Origin of the sequence: Vibrio sp. ED002 (assembly GCF_023277445.1) — a bacterium.
Lineage (GTDB): Bacteria > Pseudomonadota > Gammaproteobacteria > Enterobacterales > Vibrionaceae > Vibrio > Vibrio jasicida.
On the sequence record NZ_CP080238.1, the window covers coordinates 1,552,528 to 1,577,038 of the forward strand.

A 24,511-nucleotide genomic window follows, 5' to 3' on the forward strand; every position below is an offset into this window, starting at 1 on the left:
ACTAGCCCTGAGAAGTTGCAGCGGCAAGCGTTGAAACGCACCAAAATGCCAAAGATTGGTAATCTTTCGCAGCTTGGCTCGTCGGAGAGTAATGCTGAACGGTCGTCAAGTTGGCTGCGCATTCAGCCAATGCCGTATCACGGTGCATAAGAACAGGCACTAACGACGCTTGCAGTTCCTTCTTAAACACCAGCATGAAATCTCGACCAATCTCAGTCTCAGGCTGATATTGATTGAGAATGTAACGCAGCTTACCAGAGTCAAGCAGGTTGCTGAGTTGAGGCGAGTGGCTAAGCGCCGTTTGTAACGCTGCGTAGTTCATTGCGTCAGCGTTAATAACCACAAACACCATGTCCATCGACTCAACAAACGCGTTCATTTCTGGAGTCATGAGGTAAGACATATCACCATGGAACAACTGCCATTGCTCTGCATCTGTGACTTGCAACGTTGAGCGACCAAGCGCTTGAAAGTATTGATAAGATTGAGCGAACTGACCCTTTTGGTCGGTATCCAATTCGCCAAATGGCAACAACAGAGCACCTTGTGGGCTTTGATACCCGGCCTCTACCCAAGCATCGCCAGACAACACACGAGCTGCCCAACCGTCTTGCTCTTCATAAGGAAGGCCAAGATGAAGGCGTAACAGATTCTCAGGCACTGCGTCGATAGCAAGAACCTGCTTGTTAATTTTGACTAAAGCTTGAGCCAAGTTTGCGGTTACCGTGGTTGATCCACATCCGCCTCTCAGGCTAACAAAAAGAAGGCGCTTCATATCGCTTCCGTTTCAATACCTGCTTGTTTGTTTTTGATCCCAACGCCACTGTCTTTGGTCGATTGAGATTGAAAAACCAACCATTTACTTTTCACATTGAGATACGACTCGTTTTCTGTCGTCTCAACATATTGATGCTGAGTTAAGTCATATGAAGAGTAGATCGAATTAATGTCTTTTGCTGGCTCTGTCACGACATCTTTCCACGTTATCCACGTATCTGATAAAGCGCTAAGACATTCCTATCTTGCTTAAATTTTTATCAAATACGATGATGAAAATTTGACGCACCTAACCCGTGCATCACATATTTATAGAATGAGAAAAAATGTGAACAACCTAAGTCATTGATCACATGATTATTAAATTCCTATACGATGTTAGGCTTCAGAAACTGAGGTTATGAAGATGAGTTGTAATTATCCGTTTACGACATATAAGATAAAACTATAGGCGAACTTTAAATGTATTGATTTGAAAATGCCTAATTTTAAACTTATAAACATCAAGGCAGATAATGCTATATCTAATTTTATTTTTGATCAATTTCGTTTAATATCTTCGCGTCATTTTATTGTCACATTGGCATTTTTTTTTGTAACGTTTTACATACAGCACAACGATAAAGACAACCAAGATTGAACGTAACTATATGATTAAAAGGCTATTTTAATGTCATTAATAAACGGTCTGTCCGCAATTACCAGTGATCGAGAAAGTAAATCGGTATACGTCAATTTATTTTCTCACAAACACATGACAATTGAATTCTTAACCAGTGCATCAGACCAAAGTCACAACACTTCGCTTACAAGTTTCACCAATAAAGAAACCTTCCTATCCGGCCTAAATCGCAAAGCATCACAAAAATTCAATGACTTATCTGATAGTTATCTTGATAAGGTCTACTTTGTCAGTAATAAAAACCATAAAAAGAAGTTAAACCCAATTATTCTCGCCAAAGACATTCACAAAATAAATATTATTAAGAACTCTAACTATATTTTGTTTATTCCCGACTCGATTTTATCTCACTGCAGCGACAAGGATGTAGGTATATTCCTAAAAACAATTAATGAATTCGCTCATAAAAAATCGCTCTTGATCAATATATGTATCTATGGTCATTTGGCGACATCGATACTTAAGCCTAAGTTGTTGACGAATAATCAATACCTCGCCGGTCTCGCGACGATGAGCGCACTAGATGAAACACGATACAGTTACTTTGTCGACTTTTGGTCCAACAAGCATGGGGTGAAATCAGAAGAAGAATACATCCTATCTTTTGATGATGACGGCCACTTGCTCGCGACACCTTATGAGAAGTTGCAAACGAACGACGTTACAGAAGACAAAGCCGATAGCGAACGACTTTACATTACGAAAGAAGCCTTAGGTGATAGCACAAAAGTTCCGAAAGGAATGCACCTAGCAGAAAATAACCAACAGTTATTAGAGATGTTAGACAGCCCAAGAGCATCAACCATTGTTTTCAACTGCTCAAGCCAGAGCGAAGTACAACAGTTGGCATTGGATTGCTACCGACTGCGCACGAAAGCGGGCAGACAACTCAAGCTCGTGATAAGAGAAACACAACAATGTTTACGATATGCGGATGAAAAGTTTCTGCTTCGTGCTGGCGTAAACCTGATTTCACCGGTGCAGGTGCCTCAGATGCGCTTTATGACTCAGGTAGAGGCCATACAAGGACAAATGCTGACGCGTGCGTTACCTCAAAGCTTAGAGGCCTTACTAAAGTACGACGTTAAATTTGGCAGCAAAGGTTACCTGCATAACAGAGACTTCAGTCAATACTGTACGGATGTGATCGCCAGTTCGAGCCGTTCTAACGTCAACTTTGCTCTGATTAAGTTGAATTTGCTGCCGGGAATGAGCCCTGAAGAATGTCTTCGTTTGTGCCACATCCGACGAGATGGTGATGTCGTCACCGCGTGTAACAAAGCACTTTATGTTTTGTTCAGTGCTATTCGTCATAACGACATCGATGTTGCTCTTAATAATATTTTCGAGTTTCCACCTCGAGATCTGTTTCACTCAACGCGCACCTTCGATACCCATTATGACATCGAAGCTGAACTAAAATACATCCTAGAGGATGAAGTCAGCATCTCTGAAGAGGTATCAAGCTTGACCACTGAGAAGCAGATTTTCGCGGTAACGAAAAAGCCGATGAGCGAGGTACCTGCTTTGTTCGCAGTAAAGAAAGCCATCAACATTAAGGAGCAGGAATGAACATTGATGACTTTATGCTCACCGTAGGCATTAGCCTTTGCATCGGATTAATCCTAGGCTACTTTCTGCGTGATGCAGTAAGCGCGATAAAGCGATTCTACGATAGATACTTAAAACGCGCTCAGTACTTTGAGCAAGATCTTTCTGTAAACAAAAACAAGAAGCTTAAGTGATGACTTCACACTCTAAACAGCCTGCTCAGTTCACAATTGGATTGGGTTGGTGGAACATTTATTTTATTGCCAAAGTTGCCCTTTCCCTCCAAGGGACCATCGATTTCCATCCGCTAGAAAACTTTGCGCTCTTGCTCTTTATTCTGTTACCAGTGCCAATCAAAGCATTGAATGTCCTGCGACATGTTATCGCAGTGATCATCGCTGCATGGCTACTGCATTATGACTCTTTCTTACCTCCGCTAGAGCGATTATGGGCTCAGGCGGGGCAGTTGATGCAGTTTGAGTTTAGCTATCTTGTCGAACTCATGGGACGCTTCATCTCTGTTCAAGCATTGCTTGGGTTGTTTGCTTTGTGCGCAGCGTATTTCATTCTGAGTAAGTTTTTACGTGTTTCTGTATTCGTTGTCATCGCGATGATTTACATCAGCATTCCAAAAACGCCACAGAATTCAGTCACCGTTGAGACAACTCAACCTGCGCCACCAGCAACTACGGAAGTGGCGGAAACGGCACAACCTCAAGTCACAGAAATCAACGATGAGTCGCTAAACAGTATGACAGCAGATTTTTTTGCGAAAGAAGCGTCACGACGTGTCTCGTTCAGCCCTGATAGTGCACAAGATGCTCCGTTTGATTTGCTGTTCTTGAGTATCTGTTCCGTCGCTTGGGATGACATCGAGATTGCTGGTTTGGCCGATCACCCGTTGTTCAAAGAATTTGATGTCATGTTTGATAACTTCAGCGCGGCAACATCCTACAGCGGACCAGCCGTTGTAAGGCTGCTGAGAGCAAGTTGTGGCCAGCAAGAACACAGTAAACTGTTCGAGCCTGCTCCAAAGCAATGTTACTTGTTCGATAACCTGAAAGATCTCGGCTTCAAAGAAAATCTGTTGATGAACCACAATGGTGTGTTCGATAGCTTCTTAGAACTGATCAAAAAAGATGGCGATCTAAAAACGAACCTGATGTCTCAAGAAGGGTTCAAGCCTTACCAAAAGTCGTTCGATGGCTCCTCTATCTTCCGTGATAAACAGGTGCTTGATGATTGGTGGCAACAACGAATCAAAAGTGATGATGAGAAAGTGGTTGCGTTGTATAACACCATTTCATTGCATGATGGTAACCGCATCATCAATGCCAATTCGACAACGTCTATGGTGAGTTACAAGAAACGCCTAAAGAATCTTCTTGATGATCTTTACTCGTTCTTCCAAGAGCTAAAAGCCTCCAACCGTAATATTGTTGTTGCATTAGTGCCAGAACATGGCGCCGGTATGCGAGGTGATAGAATGCAGATCTCTGGTATGCGTGAAATTCCAGCGCCGACCATCGTTCACACACCGGTTGGGATTAAAGTCTTCGGTGAAGGAATTCAACGCCAAGGCAATACGAAGCACGTTAAAGCGCCTTCAAGCTACTTAGCCCTATCACAATTGGTATCGAATATTCTTGAACAAAACATTTATGACAAGGAATCATTCAACCCGAGCGAATTGGCTGGCAACTTACCAGAAACCCGTGTGGTCGCTCAAAACTCTGGCTCAACCGTAATTGAGGTAAATGGTAAGTACTACGTCTCACTAGATGGTACCAGTTGGATTGAATACCCAACTAAATAGCATTCACATGTTAACGGCATGAATTTTTAGCAACAATAAAGGCTGGTGTATTCCGGCCTTTATTCTGCCTGTTATCTATCCAAGCTCTCATTTCTACGATTGTTTAATACGCATAAATAAGTAAGAATGGATTAAACATTATGCACTTAAGGGAATAGCACATGCCAATTGACTCATTGATCACCATCGGTATTTTCGTTGCTCTAGCCGTTATTATTCTTGCCTCTGCGATTAAGACTGTACCTCAAGGGAACAACTGGACAGTTGAACGCTTTGGACGCTATACCCACACACTTAAACCGGGCCTGAACTTAATTATTCCGTTTATTGATAGAATTGGTCAGAAGATCAATATGATGGAACGCGTTCTCGACATTCCAGCTCAAGAGGTTATTTCTAAAGATAATGCGAATGTCGTCATCGACGCAGTCGGCTTTGTTCAAGTTATCGACGCAGCCAAAGCGGCTTATGAAGTTAACGATCTAGAACATGCTATTCGTAACCTCACATTAACCAACATCCGTACCGTACTTGGTTCAATGGAGCTGGACGAAATGCTCAGCCAGCGTGACATGATCAACACCAAACTTCTCTCTATTGTTGACCAAGCAACAAACCCATGGGGAGTGAAAGTTACTCGTATAGAAATCAAAGACGTTCAGCCACCAGCAGATCTGACTGCTGCAATGAATGCTCAGATGAAAGCAGAACGTAATAAACGTGCAGAGATCTTAGAAGCTGAAGGTGTGCGCCAAGCAGAAATCTTACGAGCAGAAGGTCAAAAACAATCAGAGATCTTAAAAGCGGAAGGTGAAAAGCAGTCTGCGATCTTACACGCAGAAGCCCGCGAACGTGCGGCGCAAGCGGAAGCAAAAGCGACTTACATGGTGTCAGAAGCCATCGCTAAAGGTGACGTTCAAGCAGTGAACTACTTTATTGCTCAAGGCTATACCGACGCATTGAAGAGTATTGGCCAAGCAGAAAATGGGAAAATCATCATGCTACCAATCGAAGCAACTGGTTTAATGGGCTCTGTTGCTGGTATTGCTGAAATGTTCCAACAAAGCAAAGACAAAGGCTAGCCTATGGACTTATTTAGTTTATTAGAAGGCATCACTTTCTGGCATTGGATTGCTTTCGGCCTCGCATTGTTAGCTGTTGAGTTACTCGGCACAGCAGGCTACTTCCTATGGCTTGGCATCTCTGCATTGATCGTAGGTGCGATTTTATCTGTGCTACCAATCGGCTGGCAAATGCAGTGGTTAGCCTTTGCGGCATTCAGCTTGGTGACAACTTGGCTATGGTGGCGAAAACAATGGTCGAAAGATCGCAAGAGCGACAGTGCGCGCGATCTTAACCAAAAACAGAAGCAATTAGTCGGCAGTATCGTGACGTTAGATGAAGACTTCACGGTGGGGATGAACCGCTTACGAGTGGCAGATACTACTTGGTCTGCTGAGTCAGAACACGATTTACCAGCAGGAACTCGAGTCGAAATTATTGCTGTTGATGGCATAATTCTTAAGATAAAACCTATTTCTCGATGATGTTTGTCAAAATAATAGGGTGCTATGCGCCCTATTCTATTCCTAATCCCACTACCTCTTTTATTTCATCCACTTATTTAAATTAATTATGTGAATTAAGTGATAGAAATATTATCAATATCCTCTCTTTTCTACCTATTTTTAAATTTTCAATTTTAATAATTCAAACACATAGCGAAATATAATTACTTTTTCAAAATCTAAATTTATTTTAAAAAATAAAACCTTGTTGAATTTAATTTTGATCTTTCTAGGTCTCTATACATACTTAACGCATAAGCATGTCTATTAAGTGCTTATATTTTTTTAAGGTAAGTAAGAGGAAGTACTATGAAGAAGTTTTTTTTATTTTTAGCGTGCAGCATATTTGCGTTTTCTTCATTCGCCTATAACAACGGGAATGGAGGCACCACCAACCTGGGGCCTATTGTCGAGTGTACTCTACCAAGTGGAGATATTTCCCATATTCCTAGCGAGATGTGCCGCTTTCAAGGTGGATCATGGGACAACTAAAATCAGGGCATGAAAACGAGTAAAACTCTCTGCTCTAATTACTTTTAGTTTGTAGACCTATTCCAAGTAATTAAATTGAATTTAAAAAGCAAAATACGTTCTAGATTACAAGGTAAATAATATGAAACTGGTAACTGGATTGTTAATCGCGATTGCAGCATTAATGCCTTTGACTTCGTTAGCAAATGGAGCTTCAGGTGGTAGAACATTAGCACCAGAAATAAAATGTGAACTGCCTAATGGCAACGTACACATGCTGCCGCCACTCTATTGCAAAATGTATGACGGAAAAAAAGTGAAATAAAAAAGGAGCCGAATGGCTCCTTTTTCTTAGCTTCTGAATATTAGTGGAAGCTGTATGGGATAAGAACTTGTAGACGTAGATCTGTCTCGTCCGCGTCTGCTGCACCAGCAAACTCGTCACGCTCTAGGATAGTACCGTGTAGACGAACGGTTGTACCTTTAAGAGAACCACTTTGTAGAGAGTAAGAAACCGTTGCGTTAACTGCGTACTCGCTCTCGTAATCCCAGTCACCTGATGCGCCACTTGCTGCAGAATCTGCACCAGAACCGTAGCCCAAGCCTAGGTAGTAGTTCCAACCGTTACCTTGGTTGTAAGAAAGACGGTTGTACCAAGCTAGCTCACCAGCTTTGTTCCAGTCAGATAGTGCATCCCACCATTGTGACCAAGTACCGTTGTTCATACCGTAAGTATGGATAGTACGTGGAACGAAATCTGAACGGTTGTCTGTATCTGTGTAGCGTAGCTCAGACATCCAAGATAGCTTGCCGAAAGATTGGTTTAGAGATAGACCAGTATGGAAACCTAGACCATCGTATTTCACATCATCATCAACACCGTAGAAGTCGAATGCAAGAGTAGTGCGGTCACTTACTGTGTACTTCAAGTAAGCTTTGTATGATGTGTTATCAGTGTCGTCATGGTAGCTAGTTACTTGACCTGCACCCCAATCGATACCGTTCGCGTATTTAACGCCTGTCGCTTGACCAAGACCAACTTGGAAGAATAGAGCGTCAGTGATGTTACCGTTCAAGCCTAGAGAGTGTAGGTAGCTCCATGAAGTGTCTGACCATAGTGCTGGCGCGTAATCATCTTCATGTAGTAACCAAGGTGCTGTGAATTGGTCTGCACCGAAGTAGCTTAGGTTGAAATCACCAAGTTTCGCGTTTAGCTCGAAACCACGGTACGTACCAGGTACAAAACTCCAAACGTTACCGATTGTACCGTTGCCACCAGCTTGTAGCATACCGACGCGAGCGTTAAAGTTTTCGCCAGTCTTAAATTTCAGAGCCGCTTTGTAAACTTTAAGCTGATCACCGTCACCTGCACCCCAGTCTAGGTTAGTACACGTAGAGATTTCGTTACATAGGTAGCCGTCTGCGCCTTTCAAGCTATCATTGTATAGGTCACCAGAGTAGTAAGCAGCGACGTCAGCACCTAACCAACCGTCATGGTAGCCAGAAGTGAAGTCAATAATTGCATTGTAAGATGAGTAGTTTAGACGACTCCAACGATCGCCATTTTCACCACCAGGCTTACCGCTAGTACGTGTACGAGAACGAGTATCAACAACGAACATTGCGTTCAATGATGAGTCGCTCATAAACTCGTTAACTTTCTCTACATACTCACCACCAGCAGCACTTTCAGTAGAAGCCGTAGCTGGAGCTACCGCTACTGCACCAAACATTGCTGCGGTTAGTGCTGAAACCTTGAAAAATTTGTCCATGGAAAAAACTCCTAAAAATGGATATAGCTGTATTTTTCTATCTCACCTTAAGTTGGCCGCCGAAGGAGAGAAGTAAATTCCTGAGTGAACCTCAATATTTCTAAATTGGTTCTTTTTAGTTCCTGCATACACACCGTGTATCCACGCTTCTAAGACTAACTTCGCATCTAAAAACATCCAAACGGAACTTATTTTTTTTCTAAAAAAATATGACCAACGCCAAAGTTCCATATAACTTGTTGATCCAGATCTTATTTTTAACACCCAAACTACAGAGCGATACAAAGATGCTATTTATCAATAACTTATGTCTAATGCGGAAACGTCAATTTGAAGTTGATCGCAGAGTTACTGCTAGATACGAGGAAAAATTAAAGGAGAGATCTTGATCACTGAAATGATTTCAATAGGAAAATAGCGCTAATTTTGTCACTTTTTAATTGGCAAGAAAAAGCCCCAAATGACTGTCATTTAGGGCTTTTAGTTATTTTTTATCTTTTTTGATGGAAGTTATTTCATCAAATTGAGCAAGTCTTGTTCGGTTTTAACCTCAACACCCAACTCTTGAGCTTTCGCTAGCTTAGAGCCAGCATTCTCTCCAGCAAAAAGAATATCGGTTTTCTTTGAAACGCTACCCGTCACTTTTGCACCTAGATTCTGCAGCGCTTCTTTCGCTTCAGAACGTCCCAGCTGTGAAAGCGTGCCCGTCAATACAACAACTTTACCTTCTAACGGTAACTCAACACCTTGTTGCGGAGCGGCAATCTCAGGCCAATTAATACCTTGATTCAACAAATCCTGTACAACAACCTGGTTTTTCTCTTCACCAAAGAAGGTCGTGATGTGTTTGGCAACAATAGCGCCAATATCTTGAACTTCAATTAACTGTTCTTCTGTCGCTGCCTGAATCAAATCCAGAGACCTGAAGTGTTGCGCTAGGTTGGCAGCCGTCGCCTCCCCTACCTCACGAATACCTAGCGAATACAAGAAACGCGGTAATGTTGTCAATTTTGATTTCTCAAGAGCATTAACTACGTTGGTTGCCGATTTAGGGCCCATGCGCTCTAGGACTGTCAACACTCCGGCCGACAACTTAAACAGATCTGCTGGTGTCTCAACCATTTCTCGGTCAACGAGCTGTTCAATCACTTTGTCGCCAAGACCATCAACATCAAGGGCTTTACGAGAAACAAAATGTTTTAGTGCTTCTTTACGTTGTGCTTGGCACACTAATCCACCAGTACAACGTGTTACCGCTTCCCCTTCAATACGTTCAACATGAGAGCCACATACTGGACACGCTTCAGGGAAAATAATTTCTCGCGCAGTTTCAGGGCGACGATCTTTGATCACCGAAACAACTTGTGGGATAACATCACCAGCACGACGAATCACAACTTCATCGCCAACCATTACCTCTAAACGTTCAATTTCGTCTGCATTGTGTAGGGTTGCATTACTGACGGTTACACCGCCAACGAAGACAGGCTCAAGCTTCGCTACTGGAGTAATCGCACCGGTACGACCCACTTGGAACTCGACTTCGTTTAACGTTGTAATTTCTTCCTGAGCCGGAAATTTGTATGCGATAGCCCAACGAGGTGCTCGAGCAACAAAGCCCAATCGCTCTTGAATAGCAATGTCATCAGCTTTTATTACGACACCGTCGATTTCATAAGCTAATGCTTCACGACGAGTCAGAATATCTTGATAGTAGGCTTTCACTTCTTCCAAGCTATCGACTCGCTTGGTTTCAGGGCACATTGGCAAACCCCAAGATTTGATTTGAAGGAATCGCTCGTAATGGCTTGATGCTAACGTTGCGCCTTCCACAACACCAACACTGTACGCGTAGAAGCTCAATGGGCGTGAAGCAGTAATGCGCGAATCTAATTGACGCAGGCTTCCCGCAGCTGCATTGCGTGGGTTTACAAACACTTTCTCGCCTTTTTTGCGAGCAGTCTCGTTAAGTTTGTCAAAACCGGCTTTCGGCATGAATACTTCGCCACGAACTTCAAGACGAGCAGGCCAGCCTTTGCCTTGCAACTTAAGTGGAATTGCGCTGATAGTACGTACGTTTTCAGTAATATTTTCACCTGTCGCACCATCACCACGCGTTGCTGCTTGTACAAGTACACCGTTCTCGTACAGCAAGCTTACAGCTAATCCATCTAACTTAGGTTCACAGCAATACTGCTTGATAGTTTGGTCAGGAACACGATCTTGAGCGCGCTTATGAAAACTATCCAGTTCACCATCGTCGAAAGCATTGTCTAAAGACAGCATTGGAACTTCGTGCGTCACTTGGCTGAACTCAGATAACGGCTGACCACCGACACGCTGGCTTGGAGAATCCACTGTAACAAGATCTGGGTGTTCGGCTTCAATATCCATAAGCTCGCGCATCATACGATCGTATTCTGCATCTGGAATCTCAGGGTTATCTTCCACGTAGTAACGAACAGCGTGGTAATGCAACGATTCTTTGAGTTCTTCTAGTCGCTGAGGTACTGGTTCAGACATATTAAAGCCCCGTGTGTATTCAATAAATGAGGTTGAGAATTCTATGAAAAAGGGCTCCTAACGGAGCCCTCTCTTTATTTGGTGTTAAGATTATGCGCTAGCGGCAGTAAACTCAACTATTTGACGACGATAAGATGCCAATCGGTCCGGCGTCATTAGGTTTCGTTGATCATCAAGGACATTACCACCCATATCGTCTGCAATTTGTTGTGCAATACGCAGCATTAGGTTGAAGTTTTGATCTGCTTCACCGTAGCAAGGTAATGTCATAAAGAACGAGATACCTTTGGTTGAGAATTCAGCAGGGTCATCATGTTCTAATGTGCCCGGTTGCATCATGTTGGCGACACTAAAGAGCACTTTACCGTTACCAGACAAATCAACATGACGATGGAAGATATTCATCTCACCGTAAATCAATCCATTTTGCTGCATGCTATCGAACAACTTAGTACCGATGAACGGCTCATCGCCAGCGCAGTGAACGTTCAACACAATGACTTGCATTTCAGGTTCTGGTTTTGGCTCTTCAGGTTGCTCTACAACAACTGGTGCAACATCGATTTCTGGTTCGACAGCTTCAGGTGCTTCGAACACTGGCTCGATAATCTCTTCTTCGAACGTCGCTTGAACAGGCTCAACAATTTCTGGCTCAGGCTCTTGTTCCGCTTTAGTTGCAACAAAAGCAGGGATCTCAGGTTCTTCTTTATGCTCTTTCTCTTTTACATCAAGAACATCATCAATCAGAGGGTCTGAGGCGAACTTGTTGTCAAACGAGCTTTCCATCCCAAAGTCTGGCTCTTTGCGATCTTTACGGATAATCTCGAAATCATCTTCTGGAGCAGGAGCAAAATCTCGCTCTTGTTCTTGAGGTTCTTTTTCTTCTTGGTCAACATCCAACTTACCAAGTGGTTTGTTACCAAACTTCGCTTTGCCTTCTTTTTTGCTTGTCCATAGGCCATGAAAAAGCAATGCGGCGATGGCTAATGCGCCAACAACAATGAGTACGAATCGCAATTCCTGCATTATTTACTCTCAATCTACCTGTTCTTACTACTCGCACATCCTTGAGCAGTAACCCAAGTGCAATAAATCTGAATGATGCGTTTACTTTACCAAAACTATATGCAGGTTTAGAACAACTTAATGCAAGAAGTTCCGTTTTTTGTTGTGATTCTTGCCACGATTCCACTTTACAAGACCTCATTTGTTAGGGCATTGAAAGAAAAGTATCGACAGGTACAATGAGTTTTCACTCACAAGAAATAAAATAGATATGAAGTCGAACATTCAACAAAGAACCGGTTTTGGTTATTTCCTATACGGAATTCAATTGGCGCTCTCTCCAGAGATCAGACGTTTTGTCGTTCTCCCTCTGCTGGCGAATATATTGCTAGTTGGTGGTGCTATCTTCTATCTTTTCTCTCACTTAGACGCTTGGATTGAAGGCTGGATTGGGCAACTCCCTGAGTTTCTGTCTTGGTTGACTTACCTCTTGTGGCCAATTCTCGTCCTAACGATTCTCGCCACCTTTTCATATTTTTTCAGCACCTTAGCGAACTTTATCGCCGCACCATTCAACGGATTGCTTTCTGAAAAAGTAGAAGAGTCGCTGACTGGTCAGAAAGTCAATGACGATGGGTTTGCAGCATTGGTCAAAGATGTACCTCGTGTTATGGCTCGTGAATGGCGAAAACTGCTGTATGTATTGCCAAAAGCGATTGGTTTATTCCTGTTGTTGTTGATTCCTGCTCTGGGTCAAACGGTTGGACCTTTCTTATGGTTCTTCTTCACAGCCTGGATGTTGGCGATCCAATACTGCGACTATCCATTTGATAACCATAAAGTGCCGTTCAATGACATGCGTTACAAATTGAAACAAAAGCAAGGTAAAGCTTATGGGTTTGGTGTTTTGGTTTCCGTATTTACCACCATTCCAATTCTCAACCTCATTGTTATGCCTGTTGCTGTATGTGGTGCAACTGCAATGTGGGTAGCTGAGTTTAAACACCAGCAATAGCGCAGTTTTGAATCAATCAGAGGAGGCCGAATAAGCCTCCTCTGTTATTTTGTTCAATTCTCGACCAACCTCATAAGATATAACTTTTTAATCCTTTTCCCTTTTTTTCATACCGCATATTCTTCTAATCATATTCACAAATCGTGTAATGAAGGAACATCACTATGAGCAAGATCTACGAAGACAACTCTCTTACTATTGGTAATACGCCTCTTGTTCGCTTGAATAAAGTGAGCAAAGGTAAAGTTTTGGCGAAAATCGAAGCACGTAACCCAAGCTTCAGCGTTAAGTGCCGTATTGGTGCCAACATGATTTGGGAAGCGGAAAAAGCAGGCACGCTTAAACCTGGTGTTGAGCTAGTAGAGCCGACCAGTGGTAACACAGGTGTTGCGCTTGCATTCGTAGCGGCCGCTCGCGGTTACAAGCTAACGCTAACGATGCCAGAGTCAATGAGTCTTGAGCGTCGTAAACTGCTAAAAGCACTCGGTGCAAATCTGGAGCTAACTGAAGCAGCAAAAGGCATGAAAGGTGCGATTGCGAAAGCCGAAGAAATCGTAGCAAGCAACCCAGACAAATACCTGCTTCTGCAACAGTTCAACAACCCTGCAAACCCAGAGATTCATGAGAAGACAACGGGCCCTGAAATTTGGGAAGCAACAGACGGTGAAATCGACGTATTCGTAGCAGGTGTTGGTACGGGCGGTACTATCACTGGTACAAGCCGTTACATCAAAGGTGAAAAAGGCAAAGCAATCACTTCTGTCGCTGTTGAGCCAGCAGAATCACCGGTTATCGCACAAGCACTAGCAGGTGAAAAAATCCAACCAGCACCACACAAAATCCAAGGTATTGGCGCTGGTTTCATCCCAGGCAACCTAGATTTAGAGCTTTTGGACCGTGTTGAGCAAGTGACTTCTGAAGAGGCAATTGAGATGGCTCAGCGCCTTATGGAAGAGGAAGGCATTCTGGCTGGCATCTCATCGGGTGCAGCAGTAGTGGCAGCAAACCGCCTTGCAGAACTTCCTGAATTTGAAGGAAAAACAATTGTAACTGTACTTCCAAGCTCAGGTGAACGCTACCTAAGTACAGCACTATTTGCCGGTATCTTTACTGAGAAAGAGAACCAACAGTAATATGTGGTCAAATCAATTTTTCGTTTAAAAAAGCCCCGGTCAGGGGCTTTTTTGTTGATCCCTGCCCCACCTTTGGTAATATCAGGGTGTTTTATTTTTAGGTTCAAAATAAAGAATCTAAACCAAAAAGTTTTCTAAGTAATTGTGCACGCAAACAGTTGCGTAATTACCAAACTTTTGACTAGTATCAGTTCTGACACGCTTTGAACTCTCCCGTGCTAGCGCACAAGAAGTAAAGCAGTTAAGCTAAAACTCAGTCACAAACTAACAAAAAAATACATTTATTGGGGTATATCACATGTACGAGAAGCAAGTAGAAATCACAGCAGAAAACGGTCTTCACACTCGTCCAGCTGCACAGTTCGTTAAAGAAGCTAAAGCATTCGACGCGGACATCACTGTGACTTCTAACGGTAAAAGCGCTAGCGCTAAGAGCCTATTCAAGCTGCAAACACTAGGCCTAGTAAAAGGTACTCTAGTAACTATTTCTGCTGAAGGCCCACAAGCTCAGCAAGCAGTAGACCACCTAGTTGCTCTAATGGACCAACTACACTAATTCGGTCTCCTATTTCAGAAGCCATTTTGTGAAAGCAAAATGGCTTCGTTGGAAATAGGCTCAAAACTAAGCTAATACTATTCGTTAGCGCACCCATTATTCTCCCGTTTTATAAAGTTGACCAACTTAAGGTAAGGCTATGATTTCAGGCATCCTAGCATCTCCTGGTATTGCAATCGGTAAAGCACTACTACTTCAAGAAGATGAAATTGTCCTAAACACAAACACTATTTCTGATGATCAAGTAGAAGCAGAAGTTGCACGTTTCTTTGACGCTCGTAACAAATCTTCTGCTCAACTAGAAACTATCAAGCAAAAAGCGCTTGAAACGTTTGGCGAAGAAAAAGAAGCGATCTTTGAAGGTCACATCATGCTTCTTGAAGACGAAGAGCTAGAAGAAGAAATCCTAGCACTTATCAAAAACGACAAAATGTCTGCGGACCACGCTATTCATTCAGTTATCGAAGAGCAAGCATGTGCTCTTGAGTCACTAGACGACGAATACCTGAAAGAACGTGCAACTGATATCCGTGACATCGGTTCTCGTTTCGTTAAGAACGCTCTAGGCATCAACATTGTTTCGCTAAGCGACATCAATGAAGAAGTTATCCTAGTGGCTTACGACCTAACGCCATCTGAAACGGCACAAATCAACCTAGACTACGTTCTTGGTTTTGCTTGTGACATCGGCGGTCGTACTTCTCACACTTCAATCATGGCTCGTTCACTAGAACTTCCAGCGATCGTTGGTACTAACGACATCACTAAGCAAGTTAAGAACGGCGACATGCTGATTCTTGATGCGATGAACAACAAGGTTGTTATCAACCCATCTGAAGCTGAACTAGAAGACGCGAAAGCAGTTAAAGCGGCATTCATCGCTGAGAAAGAAGAACTAGCGAAGCTAAAAGACCTACACGCAGAAACGACTGACGGTCACCGCGTAGAAGTTTGCGGTAACATCGGTACAGTTAAAGACTGTGACGGTATCATCCGTAACGGTGGTGAAGGCGTTGGTCTGTACCGTACTGAATTCCTGTTCATGGACCGTGATGCACTTCCTACTGAAGAAGAGCAATACCAAGCTTACAAAGAAGTTGCGGAAGCAATGAACGGTGAGTCTGTGATCATCCGTACAATGGACATCGGCGGCGACAAAGATCTTCCATACATGGATCTTCCAAAAGAGATGAACCCGTTCCTAGGCTGGCGTGCAGTACGTATCAGCTTGGATCGTCGTGAAATCCTACGTGACCAGCTACGCGGTATCCTACGTGCATCTGCACACGGCAAGCTGCGTATCATGTTCCCAATGATCATCTCTGTTGAAGAAATCCGTGAGCTTAAGAAAGCAATCGAAGAGTACAAAGCGGAACTTCGTGCGGAAGGTCATGCATTCGACGAAAGCATCGAAATCGGTGTAATGGTTGAGACTCCAGCTGCAGCAGCTATCGCGCACCACCTAGCGAAGGAAGTTGCTTTCTTCTCTATCGGTACAAACGACCTAACTCAGTACACACTAGCGGTTGACCGTGGTAACGAGATGATTTCTCATCTTTACAACCCACTATCACCAGCGGTACTTACTGTGATTAAGCAAGTTATCGACGCTTCTCACGCTGAAGGTAAATGGACTGGTATGTGTGGTGAGCTTGCAGGTGATGAGCGTGCAACACTTCTACTTCTAGGTATGGGTCTAGACGAGTTCTCTATGAGTGGCATCTCTATCCCTAAAGTGAAGAAAGTTATCCGTAACTCTAACTTCGCAGAAGTGAAAGCAATGGCTGAAGAAGCACTTTCTCTACCAACAGCAGCAGAAATCGAAGCTGTTGTAGAAAAGTTCATTGCAGAGAAAACTCAATAATCAACTAATTCCAATGGGATAGGCGGTTAAAAAAAGTCGTCTATCTCGTAAGATTGGTATACTATAATTCGACAGAATTAAATAAAACGTTAGGAGCATGACACAATGGGTCTGTTTGACAAACTTAAGAAGCTAGTATCTGACGACAGCGCTGACGCAGGTGCAATCGAAATCATCGCACCACTTTCTGGTGAGATCGTGAACATCGAAGATGTGCCAGATGTTGTTTTCGCTGAGAAAATCGTTGGTGACGGTATTGCTATCAAGCCTGCTGGTAACAAAATGGTAGCTCCTGTAAACGGTACTATCGGTAAGATCTTCGAAACAAACCACGCATTCTCTATCGAGTCTGACGACGGTGTTGAGCTTTTCGTTCACTTCGGTATCGATACTGTTGAACTAAAAGGCGAAGGCTTCAAGCGCATCGCTGAAGAAGGTCAAACTGTTAAAGCTGGCGACACTGTAATTGAATTCGATCTTGCTCTTCTAGAAGAGAAAGCGAAATCAACGCTAACTCCAGTTGTTATCTCTAACATGGACGAAATCAAAGAGCTGAACAAGCTTTCTGGTTCTGTAACTGTTGGTGAAACTCCAGTTCTACGTGTAACTAAGTAATTTTTACTTAGCCTAACACGGAAAAACGCTGCCATTGGCAGCGTTTTTTATTACCTGAAGCTTTTGTTTCCAAACAACTTTCATCGCTAAAACTGGTTTAACTGAGCAACCCAAGTGCCGAGCTTGGTTTCTGCTTCGCCTGAGCCAACAATGCAGTTGTTGCATCTTGCAGTACTTTCGAACGCACCATCTCCGTCGACTCACGAGCAAAGTCCGTATCTCGTATCCGTCCTTTGGATTCCGTCACACTTCGGTTCACCGTATTCAGGTTATCCATGGTGCCACTGACACGGTTTTGAAAGCCACCGATTTCACTTCTGTGTGAATCAACATACTTAATAGCGGCATCAATCACCCCAATCGAAAGCTGTGCCCCACCAACTGTCGACATATCGATATCATCCATAGTAACGAGCTCACCGGAACTTACATCAAGCCCATTCGCTAAACGCCCCTTCAGCTCTACACCTTCTGGTGCATTCAAGGTTGAAGCAAAGAATTGCAGTTCATTGTTTTCAGTCACCGAGGCACTCACTATCGATTGCTGCGCATTGATATAAGTAGCAACTTGCTCGATGCGATCTCCTAGCTTGAGCCCAATAGATTCTGTTTGGGTTTGCCCTTTACTGTCTTGGTATTCAAATTTAAGGGTTTGATTATCTTTAGTGACTCGCCAATCTTTATCGACTGCATCACCAACATAATGCTGCCCTCCCATCTCCGGGATGTGACTACGCATATTTCGCAGTATCAGAGAGATAGAGTTGGCATTCGCACCAATATGGAAGCTTTGCGAGCCGTAAGAGCCATCAAATAGGTTTTTATCTGCAAATGTCGTCGTGATCGCGACACGATCAAGCTCATCTTGCAGCGCTACGACCTCGTATTGAATACTTTGCCGATCACTTGAGTCATTACTGCCGTTTGCCGCTTGAAGCCCCAGAGAGCGCAAGCGTTGCAATATATCACTGCTCTCATGCAAAGCGCCTTCTGCAGTTTGTGCCACCGAATACGCATCGTGCGCATTTCTCAAGGCGACATCAAGCCCTCTTGTTTGAACATTAAGAGTATTGGAGATTTGCAGACCTGCAGCGTCATCACTGGCGGAGTTAGAGCTATTGTCAAATGTGGTGTATGGAAGATCATGCAGTAGCTTGTTGATGAGTCTCCATTTCTTTCACTCCATTGATGAAGCGAACATCTTTCACAACATCCGCTAGGAGTGCAAAACCTCGTAGACGACGCCACTTCGTCTCTGCACTGCGCATTAACTTGTAGGCCATCATCAACGTAGTCTTTCTGTTTCCACAGTTCTTCGTCTTGTTCGTGCGTAAACGTACTGTGGCGAACATCGATTCTATTGGGTTGGTTGTCCTGATATGAACCCAGTGCTCTGCTGGGTAATCGTAGAACGCCAGCATTTCAGCTTTATCTTTCACCAAGCAGTCGGTTGCCTTTGGATACTTGGCTTCGAAGCGCTTCTGGAAGGTTGAGAAGGCGTGATAAGCATCATCTCTAGTCTCTGCCATCCAGATATCTTGCAGTGCTTCCTTCATTCGTGGTTGTACGCTTTTGGGCACCTTGTTAAGCACATTCGCCGTCTTATGTACCCAGCATCGTTGCTGAGTCGTTTGAGGCCAGCACTTAGCAACCGCTTTCCAGAAGCCAAGCGCGCCATCTCCGATGGCGAGCTTCGGTGCTAACTGTAATCCCTGCGCTCGTAGCTGCTCAATGAGTTCCGTCCAACTTGCTTCTGACTCTCTATGACCATCCAGAACGCCAAGGACTTCTTTGCGTCCAGTGTCATCGACACCAATGATGACGAGTAAGCAGAGCTTATCGTCCATCCTAACGTGACAGTAAACACCGTCAGCCCAAATGTAAACATAGCGGCGCCTACCGAGGTCACGCTTACGCCACTGTTCGTACTCCGCATACCAGCGCTCTTTGAGGCGACAGATGCTGTTGGCTGACAGGCCTTTCGCATCCTTACCAAGCAGAGACTCCAGAGCAGGCAGCATATCGCCCGTAGATATTCCCTTGAGATAGAGTAACGGGAGCAGTGTTGCAACGCTCTTTGTTCGCTTGAGATACGGTGGTATCAAGTTGCTATTAAATTTGACGCCATGCCCTGAGCGATCTCTTACCTTAGGAATTTGCACTTCGACATCACCGACACCGGTTTGCAAGGTTCGCTCAGGTAAGAAACCGTTGCGAACGATAGCTTGCTTGCCGTCAACCATAACATTCTGGTGTTGTGCAAGTAACTGTTGAAGCTCAGCTTCAACAGCTTGTGCAATCAAATCTCTAGCCCCTTGACGTATCAGTTCAGTAAGTGGGTCTTGTGGTGTATTCAGTGAAACAACAGTATTATCAGTCATGCGGTGTACCTTTCTGTTAATCGTTCTGGGGAGAACTGCATCAACAGATTACACCGCAACTTCCTTTCTCTTCCATACACCAGAAATCAGCATAGCTCGCGGAGTTAATCCGATAGCCTGAAGTGAGATTTCGCTGTGACTCTATGTTTTGCTCAGCCGCATGACTGAGGTGTCGCTGCGTCATCATCGCAGTGACATTGGTATTTAAAGAGACCATCTAATCGATACGAACTCCTTGTCACCTGTCCTATTCGGTGTCCCTAATGCGAGATTTGAATAAGCAAAAAGCCAGGGGTGAGCCTGGCTTTTGTATCGCGTCGTATTAGGTTGATTAACCTAGTAGGCTTAGCGCTGAGTTTGGTGCTTGTTTTGCTTGCGCAAGGATTGAGCTTGACGCTTGCGATAGAATTTGTGACTTGGTCATTTGAGTCGTTTCTTTTGCGAAGTCGGTATCTTTGATACGGCTCTTCGACGCGTTCACGTTCTCGTTAATGTTATCCAAGTTGCTGATTGCGTGGTTGAAACGGTTTTGGAAAGCACCTAGCTCTGCACGGTGGCTGTCTACGTATTTCAATGCGGCATCAATGATAGCTACAGACTCTTGTGCACCACCTACTGATGTTACGTCGATAGTATCAACCGTTACTTTCTTACCGTCGTTTAGACCTAGCTCACCAGATAGGCCGCCAGAGAATTCAACGTCGCCTTCCACTTTGTTGTTGCCCGCAAACACTTGCAGCTTACCGTCTTGGTCTACTGACGCTTTCACTAGGTCTGTTTGACCGTTGATGTACGTCGCTAGCTCTTCGATATCGTCACCCGCTTTCGCGCTGATGTTGATTTCTTGTTCTTGACCAAAGCTGTCCGTTAGGCTGATTTTCATGTCTGATTTATCAGCAGCAACGTTCCAGTTTTTGTCTTTGCCGTTGTCAGCTTGGTAGCTCACGCCGCCCATCATTTGGTTGTCTGAGCGCATGTCTTTTAGGTTAAGCATTACTGCTTCACCGTTGTCCGCACCGATTTGGAAAGACTGAGTGCCGTAAGTACCGTTAAGTAGGCGGTTACCACCGAAAGATGTCGTTTCAGCGATACGGTTTAATTCATCGTTCAGTGCCGTTACTTCTTCTTGAATCGCAACACGCTCAGATTTTGAGTTAGAGCCGTTCGCAGATTGAAGAGATAGATCACGCATACGTTGCAGGATGTTGGTTGTCTCGTTCATTGCACCTTCAGCAGTTTGTGCAATAGAGATACCGTCGTTCGCGTTGCGAACAGCCACATCCAGGCCACGGCTTTGTACGTTCAAGCGGTTCGAGATTTGAAGACCCGCAGCGTCGTCTTTCGCGCTGTTGATTTTGAAACCTGAAGACAAACGCTCCATAGAAGTTTGTTGTGCTGAGTTTGCGTTGTTTAGGTAACGCTGAGCGGTCATCGCTGATACGTTTGTGTTTACATTCACTGCCATGGTGATTTCTCCAATTGATTTTCCGATGTAGCGGTTTCCGACGTCTCGGAAAACCAAGTAGTTCTCTCAAAGTTACTTCTATTAACGACTCGGATTTCAGAAGCTTTAGGAAAAAATCAAAAAAAATGAATTTGCGAGATTTGACTAGAAAAATTGAAGAAAAATAGAAAAAAGGCCTCAAGTTTCTGCAGCTTAAGCCGAGCGTTCTAAATTGAGCAAAGAACAATCAAAAGCCACTAAAAAGCAGTGAGTTAGATGAAGGTGAAGAAGGTTTTATTTAGGAGATAGAAAAGAAAAAGCCCCTTTTCCTTTGAGAGAACTGGGGCTAGGTTGGTAGCCAGAGCCTATGTGGAGATCAAGAGAAATGAACACATAACCGGCACACCGGGTGCAACCTTACATTGAAAATGATTGGCAGGTGAGAGATGAGAGAGCCGCACATTCTATTATAAAGTTGCTTGCCACAAGCCTGCATTCCCATCCACGTCTGAATGTATTGAACACAGGCAAGGTAAACTACTGCAATAGTGACATCGCAGAGTTTGGCAACTGTTTTGCTTGAGCAAGAATCGAAGTACCTGCTTGTTGCAATATTTGAGCTTTGGTCATTTGCGTGGTTTCTTTCGCAAAGTCCGTATCTTTAATTCGGCTGTTCGATGCATCAACGTTCTCTTGGATGTTCGCCAAGTTGTTGATGCTGTGGCTCAGACGGTTTTGTTTCGCACCAAGGTCAGCACGTTGTGAATCCACGTACTTAAGCGCTGAGTCCAGTACAGAAATCGCGTTCTGAGAACCTTGTACAGTTGTCATGTCGATGTCTTGCACTGAAGTACGCACTGCATCTTCTGTCAAACCAAGATCAGACGCTAGACCACCAGAGATTGAAATATCGCCTTGAACATTCGGGTGAGCAACAAACACTTGTAGCTTGCCGTCTTCGCTTACCGATGCATTGATCATATCAGATTGGCCGTTGATGTACGTTGCCAACTCTTCAATATCGTCGCCTGTTTTTGCGTTGATATTGATTTCTAGATCGTCAGGGTTGCCGTCTTCGTCTTCACCCATGCCAGGAAGCGTGATTTTTAGGTCCGCTTTAGCCGGGTCGACACCCCAGTCTTTGTCTTTACCGTTCTCAGAGAAGAAAGTCACACCGCCCATACGCTGGTCATCCGCGCGGATGCTCGTTAGCGCCATGATCATTGCTTCACCAGAGCTTGAACCGATTTGGAATGCCGCTTCACCGAACGAACCGTTCAATAGGCGACGACCACCAAATGAGGTTGTTTCTGCGATACGGTTAAGCTCGTCAGTCAATGCTGATGATTCTTCGTTGATCGCCTGACGCTCTGCTGGAGAGTTAGTACCGTTTGAAGATTGAATCGCCAAGTCACGCATACGTTGCATCACTGACGTCGCTTCATTCATCGCGCCTTCTGCTGTTTGGGCAATCGAGATACCATCGTTTGCGTTGCGCATTGCTACATCAAGACCACGAGACTGTGCAGTTAGACGGTTAGAGATCTGTAGACCTGCGGCATCGTCTTTTGCACTGTTAATCTTATGTCCTGATGACAGGCGTTCCATCGAGGTGTTTAGCTCGTTGCTCGCCTTGTTTAAATAACGCTGCGCGGTCATCGCGGAAACGTTAGTACTAACTGTTACAGCCATTTTGCTCTCCTTTTGAGTTCGCAAGCTTTTGCGAAGCGGCCAGCTTTACTCTCATTTGGATAAGCACTGACCGTAAAAATTACTTGCTAAATCTGCCCATAAGGCAGGGTTTAGAATCTCGTAAGTCTGTTCTGCCAACATCAATACAATTTGTGTGCCAACTTATTAACCATTATTTACTCTTTTAGAAACGAACAAATAAACAACAAGTTAGTTCTATTTTCCTGCGCTTTCATTCCACGCAAGGTCATCATGTATCGCTATCGGTTCACTGTTTTTCTGTTGCCGCTAACATTGCCACTTTACGCATTGCCGCTTTCGGTAAAATCGTGCCGCATCTGCTCGACAATCATGTTTGTTCTACTCTATTTATCGCGCTTAAGGCTTGGCACATAAGGCATCAAAATAAAGCACAATCACAACAGATTGAAATCTGTGAACGTCCTAGATGTAGTTAAACAGTGTCAGGTCTTTTGTTTTACCAAAAGCCTGCTGTGAGGCTTGCAGCGCACGTGAGTTCTCACTGAACTCAATCACTGCTTTGGAATAATCCAAATCCTCAAAGTTGCTCTTCGCTTTCGCCAGAGACAAATTAAAATCTTCGTGGTTTTGCTCTTGAATATCGAGCGTACTCAACTTAGCACCCAAGTCGGTTCTGACTTTGTTCATGTGAACGAAGGCCGCTTGAAATTCTTCTGTCATCTGGTGAAGCTTTGCCGTTGCTGACGCATCCGACACTGAACTGTCTGACCAAGACATAGTTTCCCGAAACGCGTCAAAAACGCTAAAGGTTTCACGTGGTTCAAGCGCAATACTATCTCCTGCCGTCACCTGCCCTTTAAGCTGAATATTGACGCCTTCGTATTGAATCCCGTCGACCGGTGAATAGTCATCCACTTGAACAATACTGCCGTCTTTTTCCAACTGGTAACCAAACTTGCCGTTGCTCATGTCGACAAACGTGACTTTGTAGTTGGCATTGTCTGATGATGCATTGGTCGCTTGACCAAGTAAGAGCTCAGAACCTTCCTTCAAGTCATACTGCGGCTCAAAATCGCCAAACGGATTGGGTATCTCCGAGAACAGTTGATTCCCCGGATAATTAATGCCCAGTTCCATATTGCTGGCGATCTTCATCTTGCGCTGGTAATCGTCACCGGTGTACACGACACTGCCATCAGAATCGCGGAAAAATGGCTGTGTTTTTGGTTTCGTTCCCGCAAACACATAGTTACCAGATTCATCTTGTGTATTCACAAGCGCCAAGAAGTTATTCGCAATTTCTTCCAACTCACGCTTCTTTGCTGCGCGGTCTTCCGGAGAAAACGCACCGTTGATCATTTCCATCGAAATGCGTTTCGATTCATCAGTGAATTGCTCAGCGTTGGCAATCACCACTTCTTGGTTTTCTAGTCGATTACGAACCAGAACAATGGCATCAAGATATTGCTTTAGCTGCTCTTCTTGCTGGCCAATGCTCTGAATATAGTGCGTCGCAAGTGGATCATCACTCGGCTTGGTCAACTGCTTACCAGAAGCAAGTTGCTCCTGATTATGGTGTACCTTGTTTTCCTGACGGCGCAGGTCATTCTGCACTGACTGGTAGTTATGGAAGCTAGAAATTCTCGTTAACATCTAGGGCCTCC

At 44.1% G+C, this 24,511-nt stretch carries 21 protein-coding genes and 1 pseudogene; 11 read left to right on the top strand and 11 right to left on the bottom strand.

The genetic code is table 11. From position 1 onward, the window contains the following. Nucleotide 1: 1 nt before the first annotated feature. On the bottom strand, nt 2-775 hold the full coding sequence (bcsQ, locus tag ITG12_RS07120; RefSeq protein ID WP_248873907.1) for a cellulose biosynthesis protein BcsQ: 774 nt from the start codon (nt 773-775) through the stop codon (nt 2-4). Continuing rightward, on the bottom strand, nt 772-969 hold the full coding sequence (locus ITG12_RS07125; RefSeq protein ID WP_038865736.1) for a hypothetical protein: 198 nt from the start codon (nt 967-969) through the stop codon (nt 772-774). Before ITG12_RS07125 ends, bcsQ begins: the two co-directional genes overlap by 4 nt. Nucleotides 970-1,447: 478 nt before the next feature. Here ITG12_RS07125 and bcsE point away from each other — a divergent pair, with 478 nt between their 5' ends. The 6 genes from bcsE (at nt 1,448) to ITG12_RS07155 (ending at nt 7,190) form a co-directional block, all read left to right on the top strand. Continuing rightward, nucleotides 1,448-3,031 carry a cellulose biosynthesis protein BcsE gene (gene bcsE, locus ITG12_RS07130; protein WP_248873908.1) on the top strand — a complete coding sequence of 528 codons (1,584 nt, stop codon included), beginning with the start codon at nt 1,448-1,450 and terminating at the stop codon, nt 3,029-3,031. Further along, nucleotides 3,028-3,204, top strand: coding sequence for a hypothetical protein (locus ITG12_RS07135; RefSeq protein WP_173652484.1), 177 nt, complete (start codon nt 3,028-3,030; stop codon nt 3,202-3,204). The genes bcsE and ITG12_RS07135 overlap by 4 nt, the downstream gene beginning before the upstream one ends. Next, nucleotides 3,204-4,826: a cellulose biosynthesis protein BcsG gene (gene bcsG / locus ITG12_RS07140; RefSeq protein WP_248873954.1), complete on the top strand. Its 1,623-nt coding sequence runs from the start codon at nt 3,204-3,206 to the stop codon at nt 4,824-4,826. The genes ITG12_RS07135 and bcsG overlap by 1 nt, the downstream gene beginning before the upstream one ends. A 161-nt stretch (nt 4,827-4,987) precedes the next feature. Continuing rightward, nucleotides 4,988-5,908, top strand: a complete 921-nt coding sequence (locus ITG12_RS07145; RefSeq protein WP_038865742.1) for an SPFH domain-containing protein — start codon at nt 4,988-4,990, stop codon at nt 5,906-5,908. Between the two features lie 3 nt (nt 5,909-5,911). Further along, nucleotides 5,912-6,373, top strand: a complete 462-nt coding sequence (locus tag ITG12_RS07150; protein ID WP_038865743.1) for an NfeD family protein — start codon at nt 5,912-5,914, stop codon at nt 6,371-6,373. Between the two features lie 634 nt (nt 6,374-7,007). Beyond that, nucleotides 7,008-7,190, top strand: coding sequence for a hypothetical protein (locus ITG12_RS07155; protein ID WP_038865745.1), 183 nt, complete (start codon nt 7,008-7,010; stop codon nt 7,188-7,190). 40 nt (nt 7,191-7,230) lie between these two features. Here the strand turns inward: ITG12_RS07155 and ITG12_RS07160 are convergent, their stop codons facing one another. The 3 genes from ITG12_RS07160 to zipA form a co-directional block, all read right to left on the bottom strand. Continuing rightward, nucleotides 7,231-8,637: a porin gene (locus ITG12_RS07160; protein WP_038865747.1), complete on the bottom strand. Its 1,407-nt coding sequence runs from the start codon at nt 8,635-8,637 to the stop codon at nt 7,231-7,233. Between the two features lie 510 nt (nt 8,638-9,147). Further along, on the bottom strand, nt 9,148-11,160 hold the full coding sequence (ligA, locus tag ITG12_RS07165) for an NAD-dependent DNA ligase LigA (RefSeq protein WP_248873909.1): 2,013 nt from the start codon (nt 11,158-11,160) through the stop codon (nt 9,148-9,150). Between the two features lie 90 nt (nt 11,161-11,250). Continuing rightward, entirely contained in the window at nt 11,251-12,186 is a 936-nt protein-coding gene (gene zipA / locus ITG12_RS07170; protein ID WP_038877533.1) for a cell division protein ZipA, read from the bottom strand. A gap of 250 nt (nt 12,187-12,436) precedes the next feature. Here zipA and cysZ point away from each other — a divergent pair, with 250 nt between their 5' ends. The 5 genes from cysZ to crr all read left to right on the top strand — a co-directional run bounded on the left by cysZ (nt 12,437) and on the right by crr (nt 17,348). Continuing rightward, the gene (cysZ, locus tag ITG12_RS07175; protein ID WP_038877531.1) at nt 12,437-13,180 is read left to right on the top strand and encodes a sulfate transporter CysZ; all 744 of its coding nucleotides are present in this window, start codon (nt 12,437-12,439) and stop codon (nt 13,178-13,180) included. 164 nt (nt 13,181-13,344) lie between these two features. Then, nucleotides 13,345-14,313: a cysteine synthase A gene (cysK, locus tag ITG12_RS07180; RefSeq protein WP_038877527.1), complete on the top strand. Its 969-nt coding sequence runs from the start codon at nt 13,345-13,347 to the stop codon at nt 14,311-14,313. Between the two features lie 298 nt (nt 14,314-14,611). Next, complete coding sequence (locus tag ITG12_RS07185) at nt 14,612-14,869, top strand: HPr family phosphocarrier protein (RefSeq protein ID WP_005436894.1); 258 nt, start codon at nt 14,612-14,614, stop codon at nt 14,867-14,869. A 139-nt stretch (nt 14,870-15,008) separates the two neighbouring features. Beyond that, nucleotides 15,009-16,733, top strand: a complete 1,725-nt coding sequence (gene ptsI, locus ITG12_RS07190; RefSeq protein WP_038877525.1) for a phosphoenolpyruvate-protein phosphotransferase PtsI — start codon at nt 15,009-15,011, stop codon at nt 16,731-16,733. A 105-nt stretch (nt 16,734-16,838) separates the two neighbouring features. Beyond that, nucleotides 16,839-17,348, top strand: coding sequence for a PTS glucose transporter subunit IIA (gene crr, locus ITG12_RS07195; RefSeq protein ID WP_005425608.1), 510 nt, complete (start codon nt 16,839-16,841; stop codon nt 17,346-17,348). A 97-nt stretch (nt 17,349-17,445) separates the two neighbouring features. Here crr and ITG12_RS07200 read toward each other — a convergent pair whose 3' ends face one another. From ITG12_RS07200 to flgL, 6 genes and pseudogenes are all read right to left on the bottom strand, one after another. Beyond that, nucleotides 17,446-18,510 carry a flagellin gene (locus ITG12_RS07200; RefSeq protein ID WP_248873955.1) on the bottom strand — a complete coding sequence of 355 codons (1,065 nt, stop codon included), beginning with the start codon at nt 18,508-18,510 and terminating at the stop codon, nt 17,446-17,448. Next, complete coding sequence (locus tag ITG12_RS07205; RefSeq protein WP_038874549.1) at nt 18,491-19,729, bottom strand: IS256-like element ISVa19 family transposase; 1,239 nt, start codon at nt 19,727-19,729, stop codon at nt 18,491-18,493. The genes ITG12_RS07200 and ITG12_RS07205 overlap by 20 nt, the downstream gene beginning before the upstream one ends. Before the next feature lie 94 nt (nt 19,730-19,823). Then, nucleotides 19,824-19,946, bottom strand: a pseudogene (locus tag ITG12_RS07210) (flagellin); the annotation flags it as partial. A 114-nt stretch (nt 19,947-20,060) separates the two neighbouring features. After that, the gene (locus ITG12_RS07215; RefSeq protein WP_045463848.1) at nt 20,061-21,194 is read right to left on the bottom strand and encodes a flagellin; all 1,134 of its coding nucleotides are present in this window, start codon (nt 21,192-21,194) and stop codon (nt 20,061-20,063) included. Between the two features lie 516 nt (nt 21,195-21,710). After that, on the bottom strand, nt 21,711-22,865 hold the full coding sequence (locus ITG12_RS07220) for a flagellin (protein ID WP_038872900.1): 1,155 nt from the start codon (nt 22,863-22,865) through the stop codon (nt 21,711-21,713). 444 nt (nt 22,866-23,309) lie between these two features. Next, nucleotides 23,310-24,500, bottom strand: coding sequence for a flagellar hook-associated protein FlgL (flgL, locus tag ITG12_RS07225; RefSeq protein ID WP_038872898.1), 1,191 nt, complete (start codon nt 24,498-24,500; stop codon nt 23,310-23,312). Between the last annotated feature and the right edge of the window lie 11 nt (nt 24,501-24,511).